The following is an 18,367-nucleotide window of genomic DNA, read 5'->3' on the forward strand; positions in this document are numbered from 1 at the left end:
CCGATTCGTACTCCCGGGACTAGTGACATACCGCCTGGTATGTGCGCAGAATCAGCGGAACCCTACTGCCGCGTAGCGCCCACCGGGAGGACGCCGTGCTGAGCACGATGCAGGACGTACCGCTGACTGTCACCCGCATCCTGACCCATGGGATGACGATCCACGGGAAGTCCCAGGTCACGACCTGGACCGGCGAGCCCGAGCCGCAGCGACGGAGCTTTGCCGAGATCGGCCGGCGGGCCACGCAGCTCGCGAACGCGCTGCGCGACGAGCTCGGTGTCGACGGTGACCAGCGGGTGAGCACCCTCATGTGGAACAACGCCGAGCACGTCGAGGCGTATCTCGCGATCCCTTCGATGGGCGCGGTCCTCCACACGCTCAACCTCCGGCTCCCCGCCGAGCAGCTGATCTGGATCGTCAAGCACGCCGACGACAAGGTCGTCATCGTCAACGGCTCCCTGCTGCCGCTGCTCGCGCCGCTCCTCCCCCATCTGACGTCGATCGAGCATGTGATCGTCACGGGGCCGGGCGACCGTTCCGTCCTCGACGGCGCGGCGCCGAGGGTGCACGAGTACGAGGAGCTGATCGCCGGCCGCCCGACCGGCTACGACTGGCCCGAGCTCGACGAACGCCAGGCCGCCGCCATGTGCTACACCTCCGGCACCACCGGTGACCCCAAGGGCGTCGTCTACTCCCACCGCTCCGTCTACCTGCACTCCATGCAGGTCAACATGTCCGAGTCGATGGGCCTGACCGACAAGGACACCACGCTGGTGGTCGTCCCCCAGTTCCATGTGAACGCATGGGGTCTGCCGCACGCCACGTTCATGTCCGGCGTCAACATGCTCATGCCGGACCGGTTCCTGCAGCCCGCCCCGCTCGCCGACATGATCGAGCGCGAGAAGCCGACCCATGCCGCCGCCGTCCCCACCATCTGGCAGGGACTGCTCGCCGAGGTCGCCGCCAACCCGCGCGACCTCACCTCCATGGCCCGCGTCACCATCGGCGGCGCCGCCTGTCCGCCTTCCCTCATGGAGGCGTACGACAAGCTCGGCGTCCGCCTCTGCCACGCCTGGGGCATGACGGAGACCTCGCCGCTCGGCACCATGGCTAACCCGCCCGCCGGGCTGACCGAGGAGCAGGAGTGGCCCTACCGCGTCACCCAGGGCCGCTTCCCGGCCGGCGTCGAGGCGCGCCTGGTCGGCCCCGGCGGCGAGCACCTGCCGTGGGACAACGAGTCGGCCGGTGAGCTGGAGGTGCGCGGCCCCTGGATCGCCGGTGCCTACTACGGGGGCGCGGACGGCGAGGCCCTGCGCCCCGAGGACAAGTTCAGCGAGGACGGCTGGCTGAAGACCGGTGACGTCGGCGTGATCAGCGACGACGGCTTCCTCACCCTCACCGACCGGGCCAAGGACGTCATCAAGTCCGGCGGCGAATGGATTTCGAGCGTTACGTTGGAGAACGTCCTCATGGCGCACCCGGACGTGGCCGAGGCGGCGGTCGTCGCCGTCCCGGACGAGAAGTGGGGCGAGCGCCCGCTCGCGACCGTCGTCCTCAAGGACGGTGCCACCACCGAGTACGAGGTGCTGAAGAACTTCCTCGCCGAGTCCGGCATCGCCAAGTGGCAACTGCCGGAGCGCTGGACGATCATTCCGGCGGTGCCGAAGACGAGCGTCGGCAAGTTCGACAAGAAGGTGATCCGCAAGCAGTACGCCCAGGGCGAGCTGGACATCACCCGGCTCTGACCGGCCGTGGAGCAGGACGAGGGCGGTACGGGATCTCCCGTACCGCCCTCGTCGTCATCTGCGGCCACCCACGCGCAGACCGGTCTCAGTTCGTGCCGATCTTCGCGAGCAGGTCGACGATGCGCGACTGCACCTCGTCGCTGGTGGAGCGCTCGGCCAGGAAGAGGACGGTCTCGCCCGAGCTGAGCTTCGGCAGCTCGGACCCGGTCATGTCGGCGGAGGTGTAGACGACCAGCGGGGTCCGGTTCAACTGGCCGTTGGCGCGCAGCCAGTCGACGATCCCGGCCCGGCGGCGGCGTACCTGCATCAGGTCCATCACCACCAGGTTGGGCCGCATCCGGGTGGCGAGCGCCACCGCCTCGTTGTCGGTGGAGGCCCGCGCGACCTGCATGCCGCGGCGCTCCAGCGTCTCCGTCAGCGCCAGCGCGATCTCCTCGTGCTCCTCGATCAACAGCACCCGCGACGGATGCTGTTCGCTGTCGCGCGGGGCGAGCGCCTTGAGGAGCACGGCCGGGTCGGCACCGTACGCGGCATCCCGCGAGGCCTGCCCCAGACCGGCCGTCACCAGCACCGGGACCTCGGCCGCCACCGCCGCCTGACGCAGCGACTGCAGCGCCTTGCGGGTGATGGGGCCGGTGAGCGGGTCGACGAAGAGCGCGGCGGGGAACGCCGCGATCTGGGCGTCGACCTCCTCGCGCGAGTGCACGACCACCGGTCGGTAGCCGCGGTCGCTCAGCGCCTGCTGGGTGGAGACATCGGGTGCGGGCCAGACGAGCAGCCGACGCGGGTTGTCCAGCGGCTCCGGGGGCAGCTCGTCGTCGACCGGCTGCGGCGACGGACGGTTGGAGACCTCGACCGCGCCACCCGGACCGTCCAGCGGCTCCGGCCCCTCGGCGCCCTCGTCGGGTGCCCCTATGGCGTACGCGCGTCCTTCGGCCTCCGGAGCGGAGAGCAGCTGCCCCGAACCCGGGCCCTGGCCCTGCGCGGCGCCGGGCTGGGACGGTGCGGACTGCGGGGTGCGCTCACCCTCCGGCGGGGCGGCGAGCTTACGGCGCCGTCCGGCACCGCCGAGCGTCTGGTTCTGCTGGTGCGCGATGTGCTGGGCGAACGGCACACCCTGCCCGAGCGTCCGCACGCTGAACGCGCGTCCCTGCGTCGAGTCCGACGAGCCGCCGGGCATCGGAGCCTCCGCGGGCAGCGGCTGCCTGCGCGCGTCCGCTACGGGCGCGATGCTCCGCGGACGGCTCTCCGCGATGCCGGTGTCGTCGGCGGTGCCTGCGACGGCTGTGGTGCCGGTGGTGTGCGTGGTGTGTCCGGCTGCGGGCCATTCCGGATCGCCGCCGGACCGGCTGCCGGACCGATCGACGTCCTGATCGACGTCCTGATCGCCGGGGTGGCTGCCGACCCGGTCGTCGGCCTGCTCGCCGGGGGCGGTCAGCGCGGCCAGGCCCTGCCCCGAGGTGCCGTTCTCCGCCCAGCCGCCGGACTGCACGGGCTGCTGCTCCGCGGGCTGACCGGCCGGACCGGCCTGCTGGGGAGCGTCGGTGTGACGGGCCCGGCGCCGCCCGGTCGCTGCGGGGTGCGCCTGGGGCGGTGTCTGGTCGTCGCCCGGCGCGATGCGTACGGCGTCGTGGCGTCCGGGCAGCGAGGCATCCGCGTCGGGGTCCGTGGACGGGGTCCGGTCGGCCTCCGCGGGCGGGAGTGCGAACGCGGTACGGGGCCCGGTCGGCTCGGCCTGAGCGGAACGCTCCTGCGCGGCCGACAACGTCCGCCGCGCCCGCCGCCCGGTCGGCTGAGGCGCCGCCGGCCTGTCACCGGCCTGCGAGAGGCCCTCGGCAGCGGAAGCGGAGGGGGAAGCCGGCAGGGCCAGCTGGTTCTCGCCGCCCTGGCGCGTCCGCTGTCCACCCGCGGGCACCGGCATCGGTGCCTCGGCGGGAACGCCCTGCGGCGGCACGGTCTGCCCGCGCTGCGGACGGCCACTGCCACCCTGAGCGCCCTCGGCCGCCGTCACCACCGCCCCCTCGGACGGTGCCGAGGCAGCGGGCAACGCCAACGCCTGCCCGGGCCCCTGCTGCTCGACAGCAGTCCCGGGCCCAGGCCTCTGCCGCCCCTGCCCCTGCCCCTGCTCGGGCAACTGGGACAGCTGAGCGGGAAGTGAATGCCGATCACCGGTCTCGGCCGGACTCGGCCGCCCACGCCTGCGCCCCGACCCCTCGCTCTGCTGGGCCGGAACGATCTCGTGCGGGCTGTGCGCGCTCTGCACGCCCTGCGTCTCCTGCGAGCTCTGCGCCGCGGGCTCACGCCGCGCCCGTCGCCGACCCGTCGGCTCGGCTGCCGCGGTGTCGCCGTCCCCGGCCCCCGCCCCGGAACCGCCCACAGGGCTCTCCAGGAACGCATCCGTGGACGCCCGTCGCGCCCGCCGCCGGCCGCCGCCCGTCGCGCTCTGACCGGCCATCGGCTCCGGCTCCGGCTCCTGTCCGGGCTCCGGTTCGGGGGCCGGTGGCATCACCGTTCCCGAGCCCGCACCCAACGGCACTTCGAGCACATACGCGCTGCCGCTCATCCCCGGCATCTCGTGCGTCTGGAGCACGCCGCCGTGCGCCTGTACGATCCCGCGCACGATCGGCTCGTGCACCGGGTCTCCCCCGGCGAACGGTCCGCGCACCTCGATCCGTACGACCTCACCGCGCTGCGCCGCCGCGACGACGACCGTCGAGTCGATGTAGCCACCGCCCGGCACCACGCGCGCCTTGCCGGTCGAGTCGACCCCGGCGACATCCGCGACCAGATGAGCGAGCGCGGTCACCAGCCGGGCCGCGTCCACCTCGGCCTCGATCGGCGGCGCGTGCACCGCGAACTGGGCGCGCCCGGGACCGATCAGTTCCACGGCCGCGTCGATACCGGCCGTCACGACCGAGTCGAGCAGCACGTTCGCCTTGGACAGCTCCTCCGAACCGGCGTCCAGGCGCTGGTAGCCGAGCACATTGTCGACGAGCGTCGTCATCCGGGCGTAGCCCGCGGCCAGGTGGTGCAGGATCTGGTTGGCCTCCGGCCACAGCTGGCCGGCCGGGTCGGCGGCGAGCGTGGAGAGTTCGCCGCGCAGCTCCTCCAGGGGCCCGCGCAGCGACTCGCCGAGTACGGCGGTGAGCTGGGCGTGCCGGGCGGTCAGCGCCGCCAGCTGTTCGGCCTGCGTTTCCAGTTCGGCCGTGTACCGCTCGGCCCGGTCGGCCAGCTCCGTGCTGTGCCGTTCCGTCAGTCCGGTGACCTCCGCGGTGTGGCCTGCGGTCAGTTCGGCGACCTCGGCCCTGTGCTGCTCGCTGAGCTCCTCGTACGGCCTGCGGTCGGTGAACGTCATGACCGCACCGACCAGCTGGTCCCCGTCCCGGACCGGCGCGGTGGTCAGGTCGACCGGCACCTGCGCACCGCTCTTGGACCACAGGACCTGACCGCGCACCCGATGCTTGCGCCCGGACTTGAGCGTGTCGGCGAGCGGCGAGTCCTCGTACGGGAACGGCTCGCCCTCCGCCCGCGAGTGCAGGATCAGCGGATGCAGCTCCTGGCCGCCCAGGTCGCTGGCGCGGAAGCCGAGGATCTGTGCGGCGGCGGGGTTGACCAGGACGACCCGGCCGTCCGTGTCCGTGCCGACGACGCCCTCGGCCGCGGCCCGCAGGATCATCTCGGTCTGCCGCTGCGAACGGGCCAGTTCGGCCTCGGTGTCGACGGTGCCCGACAGATCCCGTACGACGAGCATCAGCAGCTCGTCACCCGTGTAGCTGCCGCTGTAAGTGCTCTGGAAGTCGTTGTACGCGGCCTGCCCGTCCTCCAGGCTGGCGCTGGTGACCTCGACCGGGTACTCGTTGCCGTCGGTCCGCCGTGCGGTCATCCGCGTCGGCTTCGTACGGCCGCGGTCGTCGGCGGCCTCGGGCCGGCGCATCGACCCCGGAATCAGCTTGGAGTCGAACTCCGGCAGCAGATCGAGGAGCCCGCGCCCGACGAGCGCGGTGCCCGGCGTCTCGAACATTTCCAGCGCGATGGTGTTGGCGTTGACGACCGTGCCGTTGCAATTGACGAGCAGCAGCCCGTCAGGGAGTGCATCGAGTATGGCTGCGAGGCGAGCAGTGCCTCGGGATGGCCTGCTGCTCACGACGACGCTTCCTCCCTGATTACCGCACCTTGCCGACAGCGGGCCCCATCTTGCCCCTCGGGCCGCAGGCTGTCACGGAAGGAGTCTAAAGGCAGGCGAGGGGCGTGGGGCGGCAGATGAGGGGGAGCTCTCACCAAGGTTCTGTGCATACGGTGTACGACTCCAGCCCATCACGTGTCGTTCGATATGCCCCGGACAGGGATCTGGACAGGGATGTGGCCCCCTGCTCAGCGGACGTTGGGGAGCACCGGCCGCAGACCGTTCCAGCGCGAGATCGCGCAGCCGTTGGTCCGGTCGAAGGCCGTGTCGATGCTCCTTCCTCGCCAGGTCCCGGTGACCCGGGCGGTGGCCGGACCCCCGAACTGCTGGGTGCACATCGCGTCCCTGGGCACCGGAGCGAACGGGTCCGCGCCCTCGCCCGCCAGCTCCTCCAGCCGGTCGCAGGCCTGCTGTGCCGCCGGGTGGCTGCCGCGCGTCGGTCCGCACTCCAGCTCGAAGACGCCCTCGGCCGCGGGATCCCCCGTTCCCGAGACCGTCACCGTCAGCCGGGTACGGGCGTCGTCGGCGCGCAGCAGGGGCAGCGGCAGGGGAAGGGGGCTGGTGGCCGCGGTCGCGGCCGGCGCGGCGGCGGACAGCGCGGCGAGAGACGCGACGGCGGTGAGGGCGAGGCGACGCAACATTGCGGGCTCCTGTGCTCGTGCACTTCGACGGGAGGGACGGGAGAGACGGGAGAACGGCACCTCCCACATCACTAACGCTCCGCACGCCACGGCGTTGCGCAACCGCAGGCGCTTTGCCCTCGTGCCCGACTGCCTAGTACCGTAGGCAGCGATTGGTGACGCAGTGCTCAGCTGTGTCATCATCTGCACGCACCACTCGCGCTCGCGCGAGGTGTGCTGGAGGCGTCGCCTAGTCCGGTCTATGGCGCCGCACTGCTAATGCGGTTTGGGTCTTAAAGCCCATCGAGGGTTCAAATCCCTCCGCCTCCGCTTCATCACCGAAGCCCCGTGCCACCGGCACGGGGCTTCGGTCGTATCCGGACCCGGGCAGTCCGGCGCTGTCGGCACGTAGGCCCGACGGCGCGCCCCACAGCACCGCCAAACAGGGTGTTTTCGCAGGTCAGGGGTGGTGTGGCTAAAGGATTTCGCGCTACGGCGCAGGTCATGTAATGTTGTTCCCGCAACGCCGACCAGGCAGAAAAGCCCGGAACGCCAAGCACTCGTAGCTTAACGGATAGAGCATCTGACTACGGATCAGAAGGTTGCAGGTTCGAATCCTGCCGAGTGCACAGTGCCAAGAGGCCCCCGGATTCATCCGGGGGCCTCTTGCTATTCCCTCCACCTGAATCGGAATCCGGGAGTTCGCGCATGGGGTGGCAGTGCACCGGGCTGCGTTGGCCGGACGCGCAGGGGCTGCCCGTGCTGGGGTGGCGGCGGGGCGGGGCCGTACGGGTGAGTGTGCCGGCCTACGGGACGGAGCTCGGGTTCCGGGCCGTGGGGGAGCGATGCTGCATCGGGGCGCGCGGGAATGTGTGTCCGGTGGGGGCCGTGGTGTCGGGGCGGAGCACGGGGGCGCGGTGTCCTGAGTGTGCGCGGCTGGACCGGGCGCACTCGGTGGCCGCCGACACGATTGCCGATGACCCTCGGACGTACCGCGTGTATCTCGCCTGGTTCGGGCCGGGGATGGTGAAGGTCGGGATCACCGCCGAGGAGCGGGAGGCGGCGCGGCTGCGGGAGCAGGGGGCCGTGGTGTTCAGCTGGCTGGGGCGGGGGCCGTTGATGGCTGCGCGGCGGACCGAGGAACTGCTGCGGTCGGTGCTCGGGGTGCCGGACCGGATTCCGTACGCCAGGAAACGGGCCGTGCGCGCGGTGCTGCCGGGGGTGGCGGAGCGGCGTGCCGAGGTGGCGGAGCTCTACGGGAGGGCTGCGGCGCTGGAGGGGGCCGGGTGGCCGGAGTCGCTGGAGCGGTTGCCGTTCGAGGCGGTCGATCATGCCGGGGTGTTCGGTCTTGACGGCGCGGTCGAGGTGGCGTGGGCGGTCACCGAGTTGGTGGACGGGGGCGTGGTCGCGGGGCGGCTGGTGGCGGCGGCCGGGCCCGATCTGCATCTGGAGACGGTGACGGACGGGGTCGTCGTGCTGGATACCCGGCTGATGACCGGGTGGGAGCTGGCGGGCGCCGACGCGCAGGCCGGGGTGGGTGTGCCGGTGGCCGGCATCGGGGGCGGTGGCGTGCAGGGCGGCCTGTTCTGAGATCGTCGGGGCCGGACGGTGAGAGGGGTGCGCAATGAGTGGTGACGCCGACGACGTCGTGCGGTTGTGGGAACGGCTGGGGCTGCCCGGGATCATCGATGTCCATACGCACTTCATGCCGGAGCGGGTGCTCCGCAAGGTCTGGGCGTACTTCGACTCCGCGGGGCCGCTGACCGGGATGGAGTGGCCGATCGAGTACCGGCACGACGAGGACGAACGCCTTGCGCTGCTGCGCTCGTTCGGCGTTCTCCGGTTCACCTCGATGCTCTACCCGCACAAGGCCCGGATGGCGGCCTGGCTGAACAGCTGGGCGGCCGACTTCGCGCGCCGGGTGCCGGAGTGTCTGCACACCGCGACGTTCTTCCCGGAGGAGGGCGTGGAGCGGTACGTGCGCGAGGCTGTGGAGGCGGGGGCGCGGGTCTTCAAGTCGCACCTTCAGGTCGGCGCGTACGACGCCAACGACCCGCTGCTGGAGCCGGTGTGGGGGCTGCTCGCGGAGGCTGGGATTCCGGTGGTGATGCACTGCGGCTCCGGACCGGCGCCCGGCAAGTACACGGGCCCCGAACCGGTGGGCCGGCTGCTGGCCCGGCATCCGCGGCTGCGGCTGATCGTGGCGCACATGGGGATGCCGGAGTACGCGGAGTTCCTGGCGCTCGCGGAGACGTACCCGCAAGTGCGGCTCGATACGACGATGGCGTTCACGGACTTCACGGAGGACTTCACCCCGTTCCCGGTGGCCGAGCGCGGGCGGCTCGCGGCGCTCGGGGACCGGATTCTGCTGGGGACGGACTTCCCGAACATCCCGTATCCGTACGCGCATCAGCTGCATGCGCTGGAACGGCTGGAGCTGGGGGACGACTGGCTGCGCGCGGTCTGTCACGGGAACGCGAGCGCGTTGTTCGCCGTGGACCGGCTGGACTGACCGGACCGGCTGGACCGACGGTTCATGAAGGGCCGCTTCTCCCGGGTTTTCTCAGGGAATTCACAGAGTCGGGAAAGAGCCCTCTCAGAGGAGCCTCACAGGGTTGAGGCATGACGACGACCTCGCCCCAGGGGCGTACCGAACTGCTGAGGGCGGACCGCAGCCCCGTCCGCGTGCTGGTGGTGGACGACGAGGCTCCGCTCGCCGAGCTGCTCTCCATGGCCCTGCGTTACGAGGGCTGGGAGGTCCGCAGCGCCGGGGACGGCGCCGGTGCCGTACGGATGGCGCGCGACTTCCGGCCCGACGCGGTGATCCTCGATGTGATGCTGCCGGACACGGACGGGTTCGCCGTACTCGGCAGACTGCGGCGGGAGCTCTCCGAGGTCCCCGTGCTGTTCCTGACCGCGCGCGACGCGGTGGAGGACCGGATCGCCGGGCTGACGGCGGGCGGCGACGACTACGTCACCAAGCCGTTCAGCCTGGAGGAGGTCGTGGCGCGGCTGCGCGGACTGATCCGGCGGTCCGGTACGGCGGCCGTACGCAGCGAGTCGACGCTCGTCGTCGGCGATCTGATGCTCGACGAGGACAGCCACGAGGTGAGCCGGGGCGAAACGTCCATCCACCTCACGGCGACCGAGTTCGAGCTGCTGCGCTTCCTGATGCGCAATCCGCGGCGGGTGCTGAGCAAGGCGCAGATCCTGGACCGGGTGTGGAACTACGACTTCGGCGGGCAGGCGAACGTCGTCGAGCTGTACATCTCGTATCTGCGCAAGAAGATCGACGCCGGACGGTCGCCGATGATCCACACCCGGCGCGGGGCGGGATATCTCATCAAGCCCGGTGAATAGGCGCATGAGTGGACGCATGAGCCGGCGGCGGGGGCCGTGGACGCTGCGGACCAGGCTCGTGGTCTCGGCGGTGACGCTGATCGCCGTGGTCGCCGCGGTCATCGGCTCGGTCACCACCATCGCCTTCCGCAGCTATATGTACGGCAAGCTCGACGACCAGCTGCACTCCATCGCCATGCGGGCCTCGAAGCCGCCCGGTGTCGGCGCGGGACCGATGCCCGGCGGTGCGCCGCAGAGCGACGACCCGCTGGCCTTCGTCGACGCGCGCGGCCTGCCCGTCGGTGCCTTCGGGGCCGTTCTGGTGGACGGTTCGGTCACCGAGTCGAGGGTGGTCCCGGAGAGCTCCACCACGCCGGGGACCGAGGACAGCGGGCAGCCGATGACCGGCGCCCAGCAGAGCGCCCTGGAGGCGGCGGACACCCCTGTCGGCGGCGGGTCGCGAAACATCGACCTGCCCGGGCTCGGATCCAACCGGGTGGAGGCCGTCGCGGGCCCGCACCGGACGACGATCCTCGTCGGCATCCCCGCCGCCGAGGTGCGCTCCGCCCTCACCACCCTGATCCTCGTCGAGGTCTGTGTCACCGGCGCCGGTCTGATCGCGGCCGGTATCGCGGGCGCCGCCATGGTCGGTGTCGCGCTGCGGCCGCTGCGCCGTGTCGCCGCCACCGCGACCCGGGTATCCGAGCTCCCGCTGCACAGCGGTGAGGTGGCCCCCCTGGAGCGGGTTCCGGAGGCCGAGGCCGATCCGCGGACCGAGGTCGGGCAGGTGGGTGCGGCGCTCAACCGGATGCTGGGCCATGTCGGTTCGGCGTTGGAGGTGCGACAGGAGAGCGAGACGCGGGTACGTCAGTTCGTCGCGGACGCCAGCCATGAGCTGCGCACCCCGCTCGCCTCGATCCGTGGATACGCCGAACTGACCCGGCGCGGCCGCGAGGAGACCGGCCCCGACACCCGGCACGCCCTGGGGCGCATCGAGTCCGAGGCGGAGCGGATGACGGGCATGGTGGAGGATCTGCTGTTGCTCGCCCGCCTGGATGCCGGGCGCCCGCTCAGCCACGAGAGCACCGATCTCTCCCCGGTCGTCGTCGACGCGGTGAGCGATGCCCGCGCCGCCGGGCAGGGGGATCACCACTGGCGCCTCGAACTGCCGGACGAGCCCGCGACCGTGTACGGCGATCCGACCCGGCTCCATCAGGTGCTGGTCAATCTGCTGGCGAACGCCCGTACGCACACCCCGCCCGGCACCACTGTCACCGTGCGGGTGCGTGCCACGGCCGGACACCCCTGGGTGACCCTGGAGGTCCAGGACGACGGGCCCGGCATTCCGCCGGAGCTGCTGCCGCATGTCTTCGAACGGTTCGCGCGCGGTGATGCCTCGCGCTCCCGCCACGCGGGTTCCACCGGGCTCGGGCTCGCCATCGTGCAGGCCGTCGTCGCCGCGCACGGCGGCCGGGTGGCGGTGTCCTCGGTCCCGGGACGCACGGTGTTCGCGGTCCATCTGCCCGCGGTGCCTCCGGTCCTGCCGCACTCACAGCAGGGGGACAGGCTCAGCACATCGGCGTGACAGCGGGGTTGGCGAGTGTCGATGGCATGCGAACCGACACTCCTTGGAGCACCCTGCCGGCCCGGGACCACCTCCTCGCCGGAGCGGTCGATGCGGCAGGTGCACCCGTACTCGATGTGGTGATCCCCGTCTACAACGAGGAGAAGGACCTCGAACCGTGTGTGCTGCGCCTGCACGACCATCTGGCGCGCACCTTCCCGTACGCCTTCCGGATCACCGTCGCGGACAACGCGAGCACCGACCGGACACCGCAGGTCGCGGCCCGGCTCGCGGCGGCGCTGCCCCGGGTGCGTTCGTACCGGCTGGAGGAGAAGGGCCGTGGGCGGGCGCTGCGCACCGTCTGGTCGCACTCGGACGCCCCGGTCCTGGCGTACATGGACGTCGATCTCTCCACCGACCTCAACGCGCTGCTGCCGCTGGTCGCACCGCTGATCTCGGGCCACTCGGACCTGGCGATCGGCTCGCGGCTGGCGCGCAGCTCGCGGGTGGTGCGCGGATCGAAGCGGGAGTTCATCTCGCGCGCCTACAACCTCATTCTCCGCTCGTCGCTGGCCGCCCGGTTCAGCGATGCGCAGTGCGGGTTCAAGGCCATCCGGCGTGAGGTCGCGCAGCGGCTGCTGCCGATGGTCGAGGACACGGGGTGGTTCTTCGACACCGAGATGCTGGTGCTCGCCGAGCGCGCCGGGCTGCGTATCCACGAGGTGCCGGTCGACTGGGTCGACGATCCCGACTCCACCGTCCACATCGTGCGGACCGCGACCGAGGACCTGAAAGGCGTGTGGCGGGTGGGGCGGGCGCTGGTGGTCGGCGCACTGCCGCTGGACCGGCTGGCCCGGCCCTTCGGGGACGATCCGCGCGACCGCGCTCTGAGCGGGGTGCCGCGCGGCCTGGCCCGGCAGCTCGTCGGGTTCTGTGTCGTCGGCACGCTCTCCACGCTGTTCTATCTCGCTCTGTACTCGCTCTTCCGGCTGGGCGTCGGCCCGCAGATCGCCAACGGCGGCGCGCTGCTGGTGTCGGCCGTCGCCAATACGGCAGCCAACCGGAGGCTCACCTTCGGAGTACGCGGCCGGGGCGGAGCCGTACGCCAGCAGGCGCAGGGCCTGGTCGTCTTCGCCATCGGTCTCGCGCTGACCAGCGGCTCGCTGGCCGCACTGGGAGCGGCGTCCGGATCGCCGTCGCACGGCACGGAACTCGCCGTACTGATCGCGGCCAACCTCGCGGCGACGGTGCTGCGGTTCCTGCTCTTCCGCGCCTGGGTCTTCCCTGAGCGGGCCGCTGCGGCTCCCGCCTCGGCCGGGCGCGCCGATGACACTCACCACGAACTGGGGAACGTCCGATGACCACGCTGCATCCCGACCACCTTCCGGCCCCGCCGGATGCGCCGACGCCCCCGCCACCGGCCGCCGGGGCCGGCCACGCGCGCCCGAACAAGCCCCTGGCGCACCGTGTGTGGCGGGGCAGGCCCGAGGACCCGCGCTGGGCGCGGCCCGCCTTCCTGGCCATGCTGCTGGTCATCGCGCTCGCGTACCTGTGGAACCTCAGCGCCTCCGGGTACGCCAACTCCTTCTACTCCGCGGCCGTCCAGGCGGGCAGCCAGAGCTGGAAGGCATTCTTCTTCGGCTCGCTGGACGCGGCCAACGCGATCACGGTCGACAAGCCCCCGGCCACGCTCTGGCCGATGGCCCTGTCCGTGCGGATCTTCGGCCTCGGTTCGTGGGCGGTCCTGGCCCCGCAGGTGCTGATGGGGGTGGCCACGGCCGGGGTGCTGTACGCGGCCGTACGCCGCCGCTTCAACGCCGTCGCCGGACTGATCGCGATGGCGGCGTTCGCGCTCACGCCCGTCACCGCGCTGATGTTCCGCTTCAACAACCCGGACGCGCTGCTGGCGTTGCTGATGACCGTCACCGTCTACTGCGTGCTGCGTGCGATGGAGAACGGCCGGACCAAGTGGCTGGTGTGGGCGGGCGTCGCGGTCGGTTTCGCGTTCCTGTCCAAGACCCTGCAGGCGTTCCTGATCCTGCCGCCGCTGGCCGTGCTGTACGCGGTGTTCGCGCCGGTCTCCGTACGCAAGCGGCTCGGCCAACTCGGCCTCTCGGCGCTCGCGATGGTCGTCGCGGGCGGCTGGTGGGTGGCGATCGTCGAGCTGTGGCCCGCCTCGTCGCGTCCGTACATCGGCGGCTCGCAGAACAACTCCTTCCTGGAGCTGACCTTCGGCTACAACGGCCTCGGCCGGATCAACGGCGACGAGACCGGCAGTGTCGGAGGCGGCGGGGGCGGCGGCGGTGGCCAGTCCGGCGGTCAGTGGGGGGAGACCGGCATCGGCCGGATGTTCAACTCCGAGATCGGCGGCCAGATCTCCTGGCTGCTGCCCGCCGCGCTGATCCTGCTCGTCGCGGGCGTCTGGCTGACGTGGAAGGCCAAGCGGACCGACACCGCCCGTGCGGCGTTCCTCGCCTGGGGCGGCTCGCTGCTGATGACGGCGGTCGTCTTCAGCTTCATGGCCGGCATCTTCCACCAGTACTACACGGTCGCCCTGGCGCCGTACCTCGCGGCGCTCGTCGGTATGGGTGCCACGGTCCTGTGGGAGGAACGGGCCCGGTGGTGGGCCGGCGGGGCGCTCGGCGTCACGGTCGCGGTGACCGCGTTCTGGTCGTACGTCCTGCTGGGGCGGACCCCGGACTATCTGCCGTGGCTGCGCTGGGCCGTTCTCATCGGCGGTCCGGCGGGCGCGGCGGGCCTGCTGCTCGCCGCGCGTCTCGGACGTCGACTGGCGCTCGCAGCGGTGGTGGTGAGCTTCGTTGCGTCGCTGGCGGGTCCGACGGCGTACACCCTCAGCACGCTGAACACCGGGCATCAGGGCTCGATCGTCACGGCCGGCCCGTCCGGCGCCAGCTCCATGGGCGGTCCCGGTGGCGGCCGGGGCGGCCCCGGCGGTGGCGGTGGCATGCGCGGTGGAATGCGGCCTCCCGGCCAGGGCAACCAGCAGGGCGGCGGCATGGGTCAGCCTCCGACGGGCGGCCAGGGCGGCAATCAGCAGAACGGCCGGCAGCCGGGAACCATGCCCGGCACCGGCACCGCACCCGGCACCGGCACCGCACCCGGCGGCATGGGCGAAGGCGGCGCCCCAGGAGGCGGCGGCATGGGCGGTCTCCTCAACGGCTCGTCCGTCAGCGCCACGGCCGAGAAGCTCCTGGAGAAGAACGCCGGCGACTACACCTGGGCCGCCGCAGCCATCGGTTCGCAGAACGCCGCGAGTTACCAACTCGCCACCGGCGACCCGGTGATGGCGATCGGCGGCTTCAACGGCAGTGACCCGTCCCCGACGCTCTCCCAGTTCAAGAAGTACGTCGAGGACGGCAGGATCCACTACTTCATCGCGAGCGGAACGGGCGGAATGGGCGGAGGCGGCGGCAACAGCGGCACCTCGTCACAGATCTCCTCCTGGGTGGAGAAGAACTTCAAGGAGGTCACGGCCGGCAGCGCCACCTTCTACGACCTGACCCGGCCGAAGAGCAGCGAGTAAAGGCTCAGCGCCGCAGCAGCAGATCAGCGACAACCGGGCGGTGGTCCGAGGCAAGCGTCTCGGCCACCGCCGCGTCGCGTACCCGTACGGAATCCTTCGACACCGCCACGTAATCGATCCGCTGCACCGGATCCTGCGCCGGGTATGTCGGCCCGCCGGGCTCGATGTCCGTCAGCTCCTTCCACAGCGGGGCGAGTTCGGGAGCGGCCGGTGCCGCGTTGAAGTCGCCGAGCAGGATCTGCCGCACCTTCTGCCGCCCCGGTGCCTCGTCCTCGGCCATGACCCGGCGGGTGTCGGCGACCTGGGCGGTCCGCACGGACGGGTCGGCGCGGTAGTCGAGATGCGTCACATACACATGCACGGGCAGCCCCTTCACCCGCAGGACCACCTCGCCGAAGCCGGGCGCGGGGGCCGGAACCGGGTTCGGGTCCTGGGTGGAGAGCCGGGTGATCTCGTGGTTCCCGGCGCTCACGATCCGGTACCTGGACAGCACCGCGACCCCGAACTCGCGCCGGGGCGCACCGGGAGTCTCCGGATCGAGGCTGTAGATCGGGGCGAACGAGACCTGCATGTGCAGCCGCTCGGCCAGCTCGGCCGCCAGATCACGCCACTCGCTGCGGGTACCCCAGTGGACGTCGACCTCCTGGAGCCCGATCACATCGGCGTCCAGTGAGCGGATCTCGGCTGCCTGCCGGTCGAGATCGAAGACGTTGTCCATGCCGGCGCCCGCATGGATGTTGTACGTGGCCACGCGCAGCGGCACCGTATGCCCCTGCCCGGCGGCCGATGCGGGCGGCGCGAGGGCGGTGCCCAACAGGCCCGCTGTGATGAGCACTTCCACCGTACGACGCAGTGACATACCACTCCAGTCCTTGTCGGATCAGCGGCGAGCACGGTATCGCGCGGAAATGTGGTGTAAACCGTATGGGGCGAGCTATACGGTGTACATCTTGAACTCGTACACCGTATAAGGAATCAGGAGTCCGCATGACGGCGACCGCCGCCGAGCAGAACCGCCTCTCGCCGCCGAGCCACCCGCAACGCTGGCTGATCCTCGGCGTCATCTGCCTCGCCCAGCTCACCGTGCTGCTCGACAACACCGTGCTCAACGTCGCGATCCCCTCCCTTACCCAGGAGCTGGACGCCTCCACCGCCGATGTGCAGTGGATGATCAACGCCTATTCGCTGGTCCAGTCGGGTCTGCTGCTCACGGCCGGCAGCTCCGCCGACCGCTACGGCCGCAAGAAGATGCTGGTCGCGGGGCTCGCCCTGTTCGGCATCGGTTCGCTGGCGGCCGGACTGGCCCAGTCGTCCTCGCAGCTGATCGCCGCCCGGGCGGGCATGGGCATCGGCGGTGCGCTGCTGATGACGACGACCCTGGCCGTCGTCGTGCAGATCTTCGACGACTCCGAGCGGGTGAAGGCGATCGGCATCTGGTCGACCGTCAGCTCGCTCGGCTTCGCCGTCGGACCGCTGATCGGCGGAGTGATGCTCGACCACTTCTGGTGGGGCGCGATCTTCCTGATCAACATCCCCGTCGCGGTCATCGGCCTGGCCGCCGTCGTGCGGCTCGTCCCGGAGTCCAAGAACCCCAGTGGTGAGCGCCCCGACCTGTTCGGCGCGCTGCTCTCCACCATCGGTATGGCATCCGTCGTGTACGCGATCATCTCCGGCCCGGAGCACGGCTGGACGTCGGGCCGGGTGCTGCTGACCGCCTTCATCGGGGTCGCCGTCCTCGCCGGGTTCGTGCTGTGGGAGCTGCACATCCCGTACCCGATGCTGGACATGCACTTCTTCCGGAACCAGAAGTTCATTGGGGCGGTCGCGGGCGCGATCCTGGTCGCCTTCGGGATGGGCGGCTCGCTCTTCCTGCTCACCCAGCAGCTCCAGTTCGTCCTCGGCTACGGGCCGCTGGAGGCCGGTCTGCGTACGGCTCCGCTGGCGCTGAGCGTCGTCGCGCTCAACCTCACCGGGCTGGGTGCCAGGCTGGTGCCCAAGCTGGGCACGCCCGTCACCATCGCGGCCGGGATGAGCCTGCTGGCCGCGGGCCTCGCCGCGATCGCGCTGCTCGGCGGCAACGGCTACGGCGGCATGCTGCTCGGCCTGGTCGTGATGGGCGCGGGCATCGCGCTCGCCATGCCCGCCATGGCCAACGCGATCATGAGCGCCATTCCGCCGGAGAAGGCGGGCGTGGGCGCCGGGGTCAACGGCACGCTCGCCGAGTTCGGCAACGGTCTGGGCGTCGCCGTCCTCGGCGCGGTGCTCAACTCCCGGTTCGCGGCGCTCGTGCCCGCGGCCGTCGGGGCCGCCTCGCTGCCCGCCGCGCTGGCCTCGGCCACCGACGACGGCGAGCGGGCACGGATCACGGACGCCTTCGCCTCGGGACTGGAGACCAGCCAGCTGGTCGGAGCGGTGGCGGTGCTGGCCGGCGGCCTGCTGGCCGCGGCACTCCTGCGCCGCGCGGAGCGGGCAGAATCTGCTCGGACGGACTCGGCCGGGGCAGCGGCAGCGGCATAGCATCGAGGCGGGGCGCACCGGACCGTACGAATCCGCTTCGTGCGCATGAGTACGCACCCGGTTCGTCCCGCCGGCAAGACGAGGAGAGTGCGCCATGGTGTCCGCGGCCGACCGTGTGAAGAACCCCGCCAGGACCAGTGTGTGGCTGGAGCAGCGGGCACCGTCGCGCACCCGTAAATCGGACCAGCCGGCCGGTCTCGGCCGGGACAGGATCACCGCGGCTACGGTCCGGCTGCTGGACGCGGAGGGCCTCGCCAAGTTCTCCATGCGACGGCTCGCCGCCGAGCTGGACGTCACCGCGATGTCCCTCTACTGGTACGTGGACACCAAGGACGATCTGCTGGAGCTGGCCCTCGACTCGGTCTACAGCGAGATCGCGCCTCCTCGCGAGGACGCGCACTGGCACGAGCGCCTGCGCGAACTGGCCATATCCTACCGGGAATTGCTGGTCCGACATGTCTGGGTGTCGCCGCTCGCCGGTCACTTCCTCAACATGGGCCCGCACTCGATGCTGTTCTCGCACGCCATCCAGGACGTGATCCGGGCGACGGGGCTGCCGCTGCACCAGCAGACGGGCGCGCTCTCCGCGGTCTTCCAGTTCGTGTACGGATTCGGCACCATCGAGGCCCACTTCGTGCAACGCAGCGCGGAGACGGGGGTCAGCCAGGACGAGTTCTTCCAGCAGGCGATGGGCGCCATCCGGAGCCAGCCGCAGCTCAGCCGGATCGTCGAGTCCTCGCAGGACCTGATGGACGCCCGCGGCGGCGACACGGTCGAGGAGATGCGCGACCGGGACTTCACCTTCGCCCTGGACCTGCTGATCGCGGGCATCGAGGCGATGCGGGACCGCTGAGA

12 protein-coding genes and 2 tRNA genes are annotated in these 18,367 nt (G+C 71.3%); 11 read left to right on the forward strand and 3 right to left on the reverse strand.

Features of this window, described 5'->3' with window-relative positions; all coding sequences use genetic code 11:
- The first annotated feature begins 95 nt into the window (after window positions 1–95).
- Window positions 96–1,745, forward strand: coding sequence for a long-chain fatty acid--CoA ligase (locus ACGFU7_RS10120; RefSeq protein ID WP_393694131.1), 1,650 nt, complete (start codon window positions 96–98; stop codon window positions 1,743–1,745).
- A gap of 85 nt (window positions 1,746–1,830) precedes the next feature.
- On the opposite strand, the gene ACGFU7_RS10125 is transcribed toward ACGFU7_RS10120, so the two are convergent.
- Window positions 1,831–5,889, reverse strand: coding sequence for a PAS domain-containing protein (locus ACGFU7_RS10125; RefSeq protein WP_393694133.1), 4,059 nt, complete (start codon window positions 5,887–5,889; stop codon window positions 1,831–1,833).
- A 227-nt stretch (window positions 5,890–6,116) separates the two neighbouring features.
- Complete coding sequence (locus tag ACGFU7_RS10130) at window positions 6,117–6,569, reverse strand: SSI family serine proteinase inhibitor (RefSeq protein ID WP_393694135.1); 453 nt, start codon at window positions 6,567–6,569, stop codon at window positions 6,117–6,119.
- 218 nt (window positions 6,570–6,787) lie between these two features.
- Between ACGFU7_RS10130 and ACGFU7_RS10135 the strand changes: the two genes are divergently transcribed.
- The 8 genes from ACGFU7_RS10135 (at window position 6,788) to ACGFU7_RS10170 (ending at window position 14,995) form a co-directional block, all read left to right on the forward strand.
- A tRNA-Ser gene (locus tag ACGFU7_RS10135) sits at window positions 6,788–6,878 on the forward strand.
- A gap of 226 nt (window positions 6,879–7,104) precedes the next feature.
- Window positions 7,105–7,177: transfer RNA gene (locus tag ACGFU7_RS10140), tRNA-Arg, on the forward strand.
- Window positions 7,178–7,256: 79 nt separating this feature from the next.
- Window positions 7,257–8,138: a DUF2797 domain-containing protein gene (locus ACGFU7_RS10145; protein WP_393694137.1), complete on the forward strand. Its 882-nt coding sequence runs from the start codon at window positions 7,257–7,259 to the stop codon at window positions 8,136–8,138.
- A 34-nt stretch (window positions 8,139–8,172) separates the two neighbouring features.
- The gene (locus ACGFU7_RS10150; protein WP_393694139.1) at window positions 8,173–9,060 is read left to right on the forward strand and encodes an amidohydrolase family protein; all 888 of its coding nucleotides are present in this window, start codon (window positions 8,173–8,175) and stop codon (window positions 9,058–9,060) included.
- Between the two features lie 110 nt (window positions 9,061–9,170).
- The gene (locus tag ACGFU7_RS10155; protein WP_393694141.1) at window positions 9,171–9,908 is read left to right on the forward strand and encodes a response regulator transcription factor; all 738 of its coding nucleotides are present in this window, start codon (window positions 9,171–9,173) and stop codon (window positions 9,906–9,908) included.
- Window positions 9,909–9,924: 16 nt separating this feature from the next.
- Window positions 9,925–11,472 carry an ATP-binding protein gene (locus tag ACGFU7_RS10160; protein WP_393694143.1) on the forward strand — a complete coding sequence of 516 codons (1,548 nt, stop codon included), beginning with the start codon at window positions 9,925–9,927 and terminating at the stop codon, window positions 11,470–11,472.
- 26 nt (window positions 11,473–11,498) lie between these two features.
- The gene (locus tag ACGFU7_RS10165) at window positions 11,499–12,812 is read left to right on the forward strand and encodes a glycosyltransferase (protein WP_393694145.1); all 1,314 of its coding nucleotides are present in this window, start codon (window positions 11,499–11,501) and stop codon (window positions 12,810–12,812) included.
- Window positions 12,809–14,995 (forward strand): ArnT family glycosyltransferase, encoded by a 2,187-nt coding sequence (locus tag ACGFU7_RS10170; RefSeq protein ID WP_393694147.1) that lies wholly within the window; start codon window positions 12,809–12,811, stop codon window positions 14,993–14,995. The genes ACGFU7_RS10165 and ACGFU7_RS10170 overlap by 4 nt, the downstream gene beginning before the upstream one ends.
- A gap of 4 nt (window positions 14,996–14,999) precedes the next feature.
- Here the strand turns inward: ACGFU7_RS10170 and ACGFU7_RS10175 are convergent, their stop codons facing one another.
- Entirely contained in the window at window positions 15,000–15,854 is an 855-nt protein-coding gene (locus ACGFU7_RS10175) for an endonuclease/exonuclease/phosphatase family protein (RefSeq protein ID WP_393694149.1), read from the reverse strand.
- Between the two features lie 128 nt (window positions 15,855–15,982).
- Here ACGFU7_RS10175 and ACGFU7_RS10180 point away from each other — a divergent pair, with 128 nt between their 5' ends.
- Both ACGFU7_RS10180 and ACGFU7_RS10185 read left to right on the forward strand, forming a co-directional pair.
- A complete protein-coding gene (locus ACGFU7_RS10180; RefSeq protein ID WP_393694151.1) occupies window positions 15,983–17,512 on the forward strand; it encodes an MFS transporter in 1,530 nt (509 codons plus the stop codon).
- Between the two features lie 94 nt (window positions 17,513–17,606).
- Window positions 17,607–18,365, forward strand: coding sequence for a TetR/AcrR family transcriptional regulator (locus ACGFU7_RS10185; RefSeq protein ID WP_393694153.1), 759 nt, complete (start codon window positions 17,607–17,609; stop codon window positions 18,363–18,365).
- The last annotated feature ends 2 nt before the right edge of the window (window positions 18,366–18,367 follow it).

Source organism: Streptomyces sp. NPDC048473, assembly GCF_043200155.1.
Taxonomy (GTDB): Bacteria; Actinomycetota; Actinomycetes; order Streptomycetales; family Streptomycetaceae; genus Streptomyces.

Bases quoted from the DNA above. Each gene is read 5' to 3' on its own strand.
- ACGFU7_RS10180 (WP_393694151.1), top strand. From the start codon at position 15,983: ATGACGGCGACCGCCGCCGAGCAGAACCGCCTCTCGCCGCCGAGCCAC.
- ACGFU7_RS10150 (WP_393694139.1), top strand. From the start codon at position 8,173: ATGAGTGGTGACGCCGACGACGTCGTGCGGTTGTGGGAACGGCTGGGG.
- ACGFU7_RS10160 (WP_393694143.1), top strand. From the start codon at position 9,925: ATGAGCCGGCGGCGGGGGCCGTGGACGCTGCGGACCAGGCTCGTGGTC.
- ACGFU7_RS10130 (WP_393694135.1), bottom strand. From the start codon at position 6,569: ATGTTGCGTCGCCTCGCCCTCACCGCCGTCGCGTCTCTCGCCGCGCTG.
- ACGFU7_RS10175 (WP_393694149.1), bottom strand. From the start codon at position 15,854: ATGTCACTGCGTCGTACGGTGGAAGTGCTCATCACAGCGGGCCTGTTG.
- ACGFU7_RS10170 (WP_393694147.1), top strand. From the start codon at position 12,809: ATGACCACGCTGCATCCCGACCACCTTCCGGCCCCGCCGGATGCGCCG.
- ACGFU7_RS10165 (WP_393694145.1), top strand. From the start codon at position 11,499: ATGCGAACCGACACTCCTTGGAGCACCCTGCCGGCCCGGGACCACCTC.
- ACGFU7_RS10185 (WP_393694153.1), top strand. From the start codon at position 17,607: ATGGTGTCCGCGGCCGACCGTGTGAAGAACCCCGCCAGGACCAGTGTG.
- ACGFU7_RS10155 (WP_393694141.1), top strand. From the start codon at position 9,171: ATGACGACGACCTCGCCCCAGGGGCGTACCGAACTGCTGAGGGCGGAC.
- ACGFU7_RS10145 (WP_393694137.1), top strand. From the start codon at position 7,257: ATGGGGTGGCAGTGCACCGGGCTGCGTTGGCCGGACGCGCAGGGGCTG.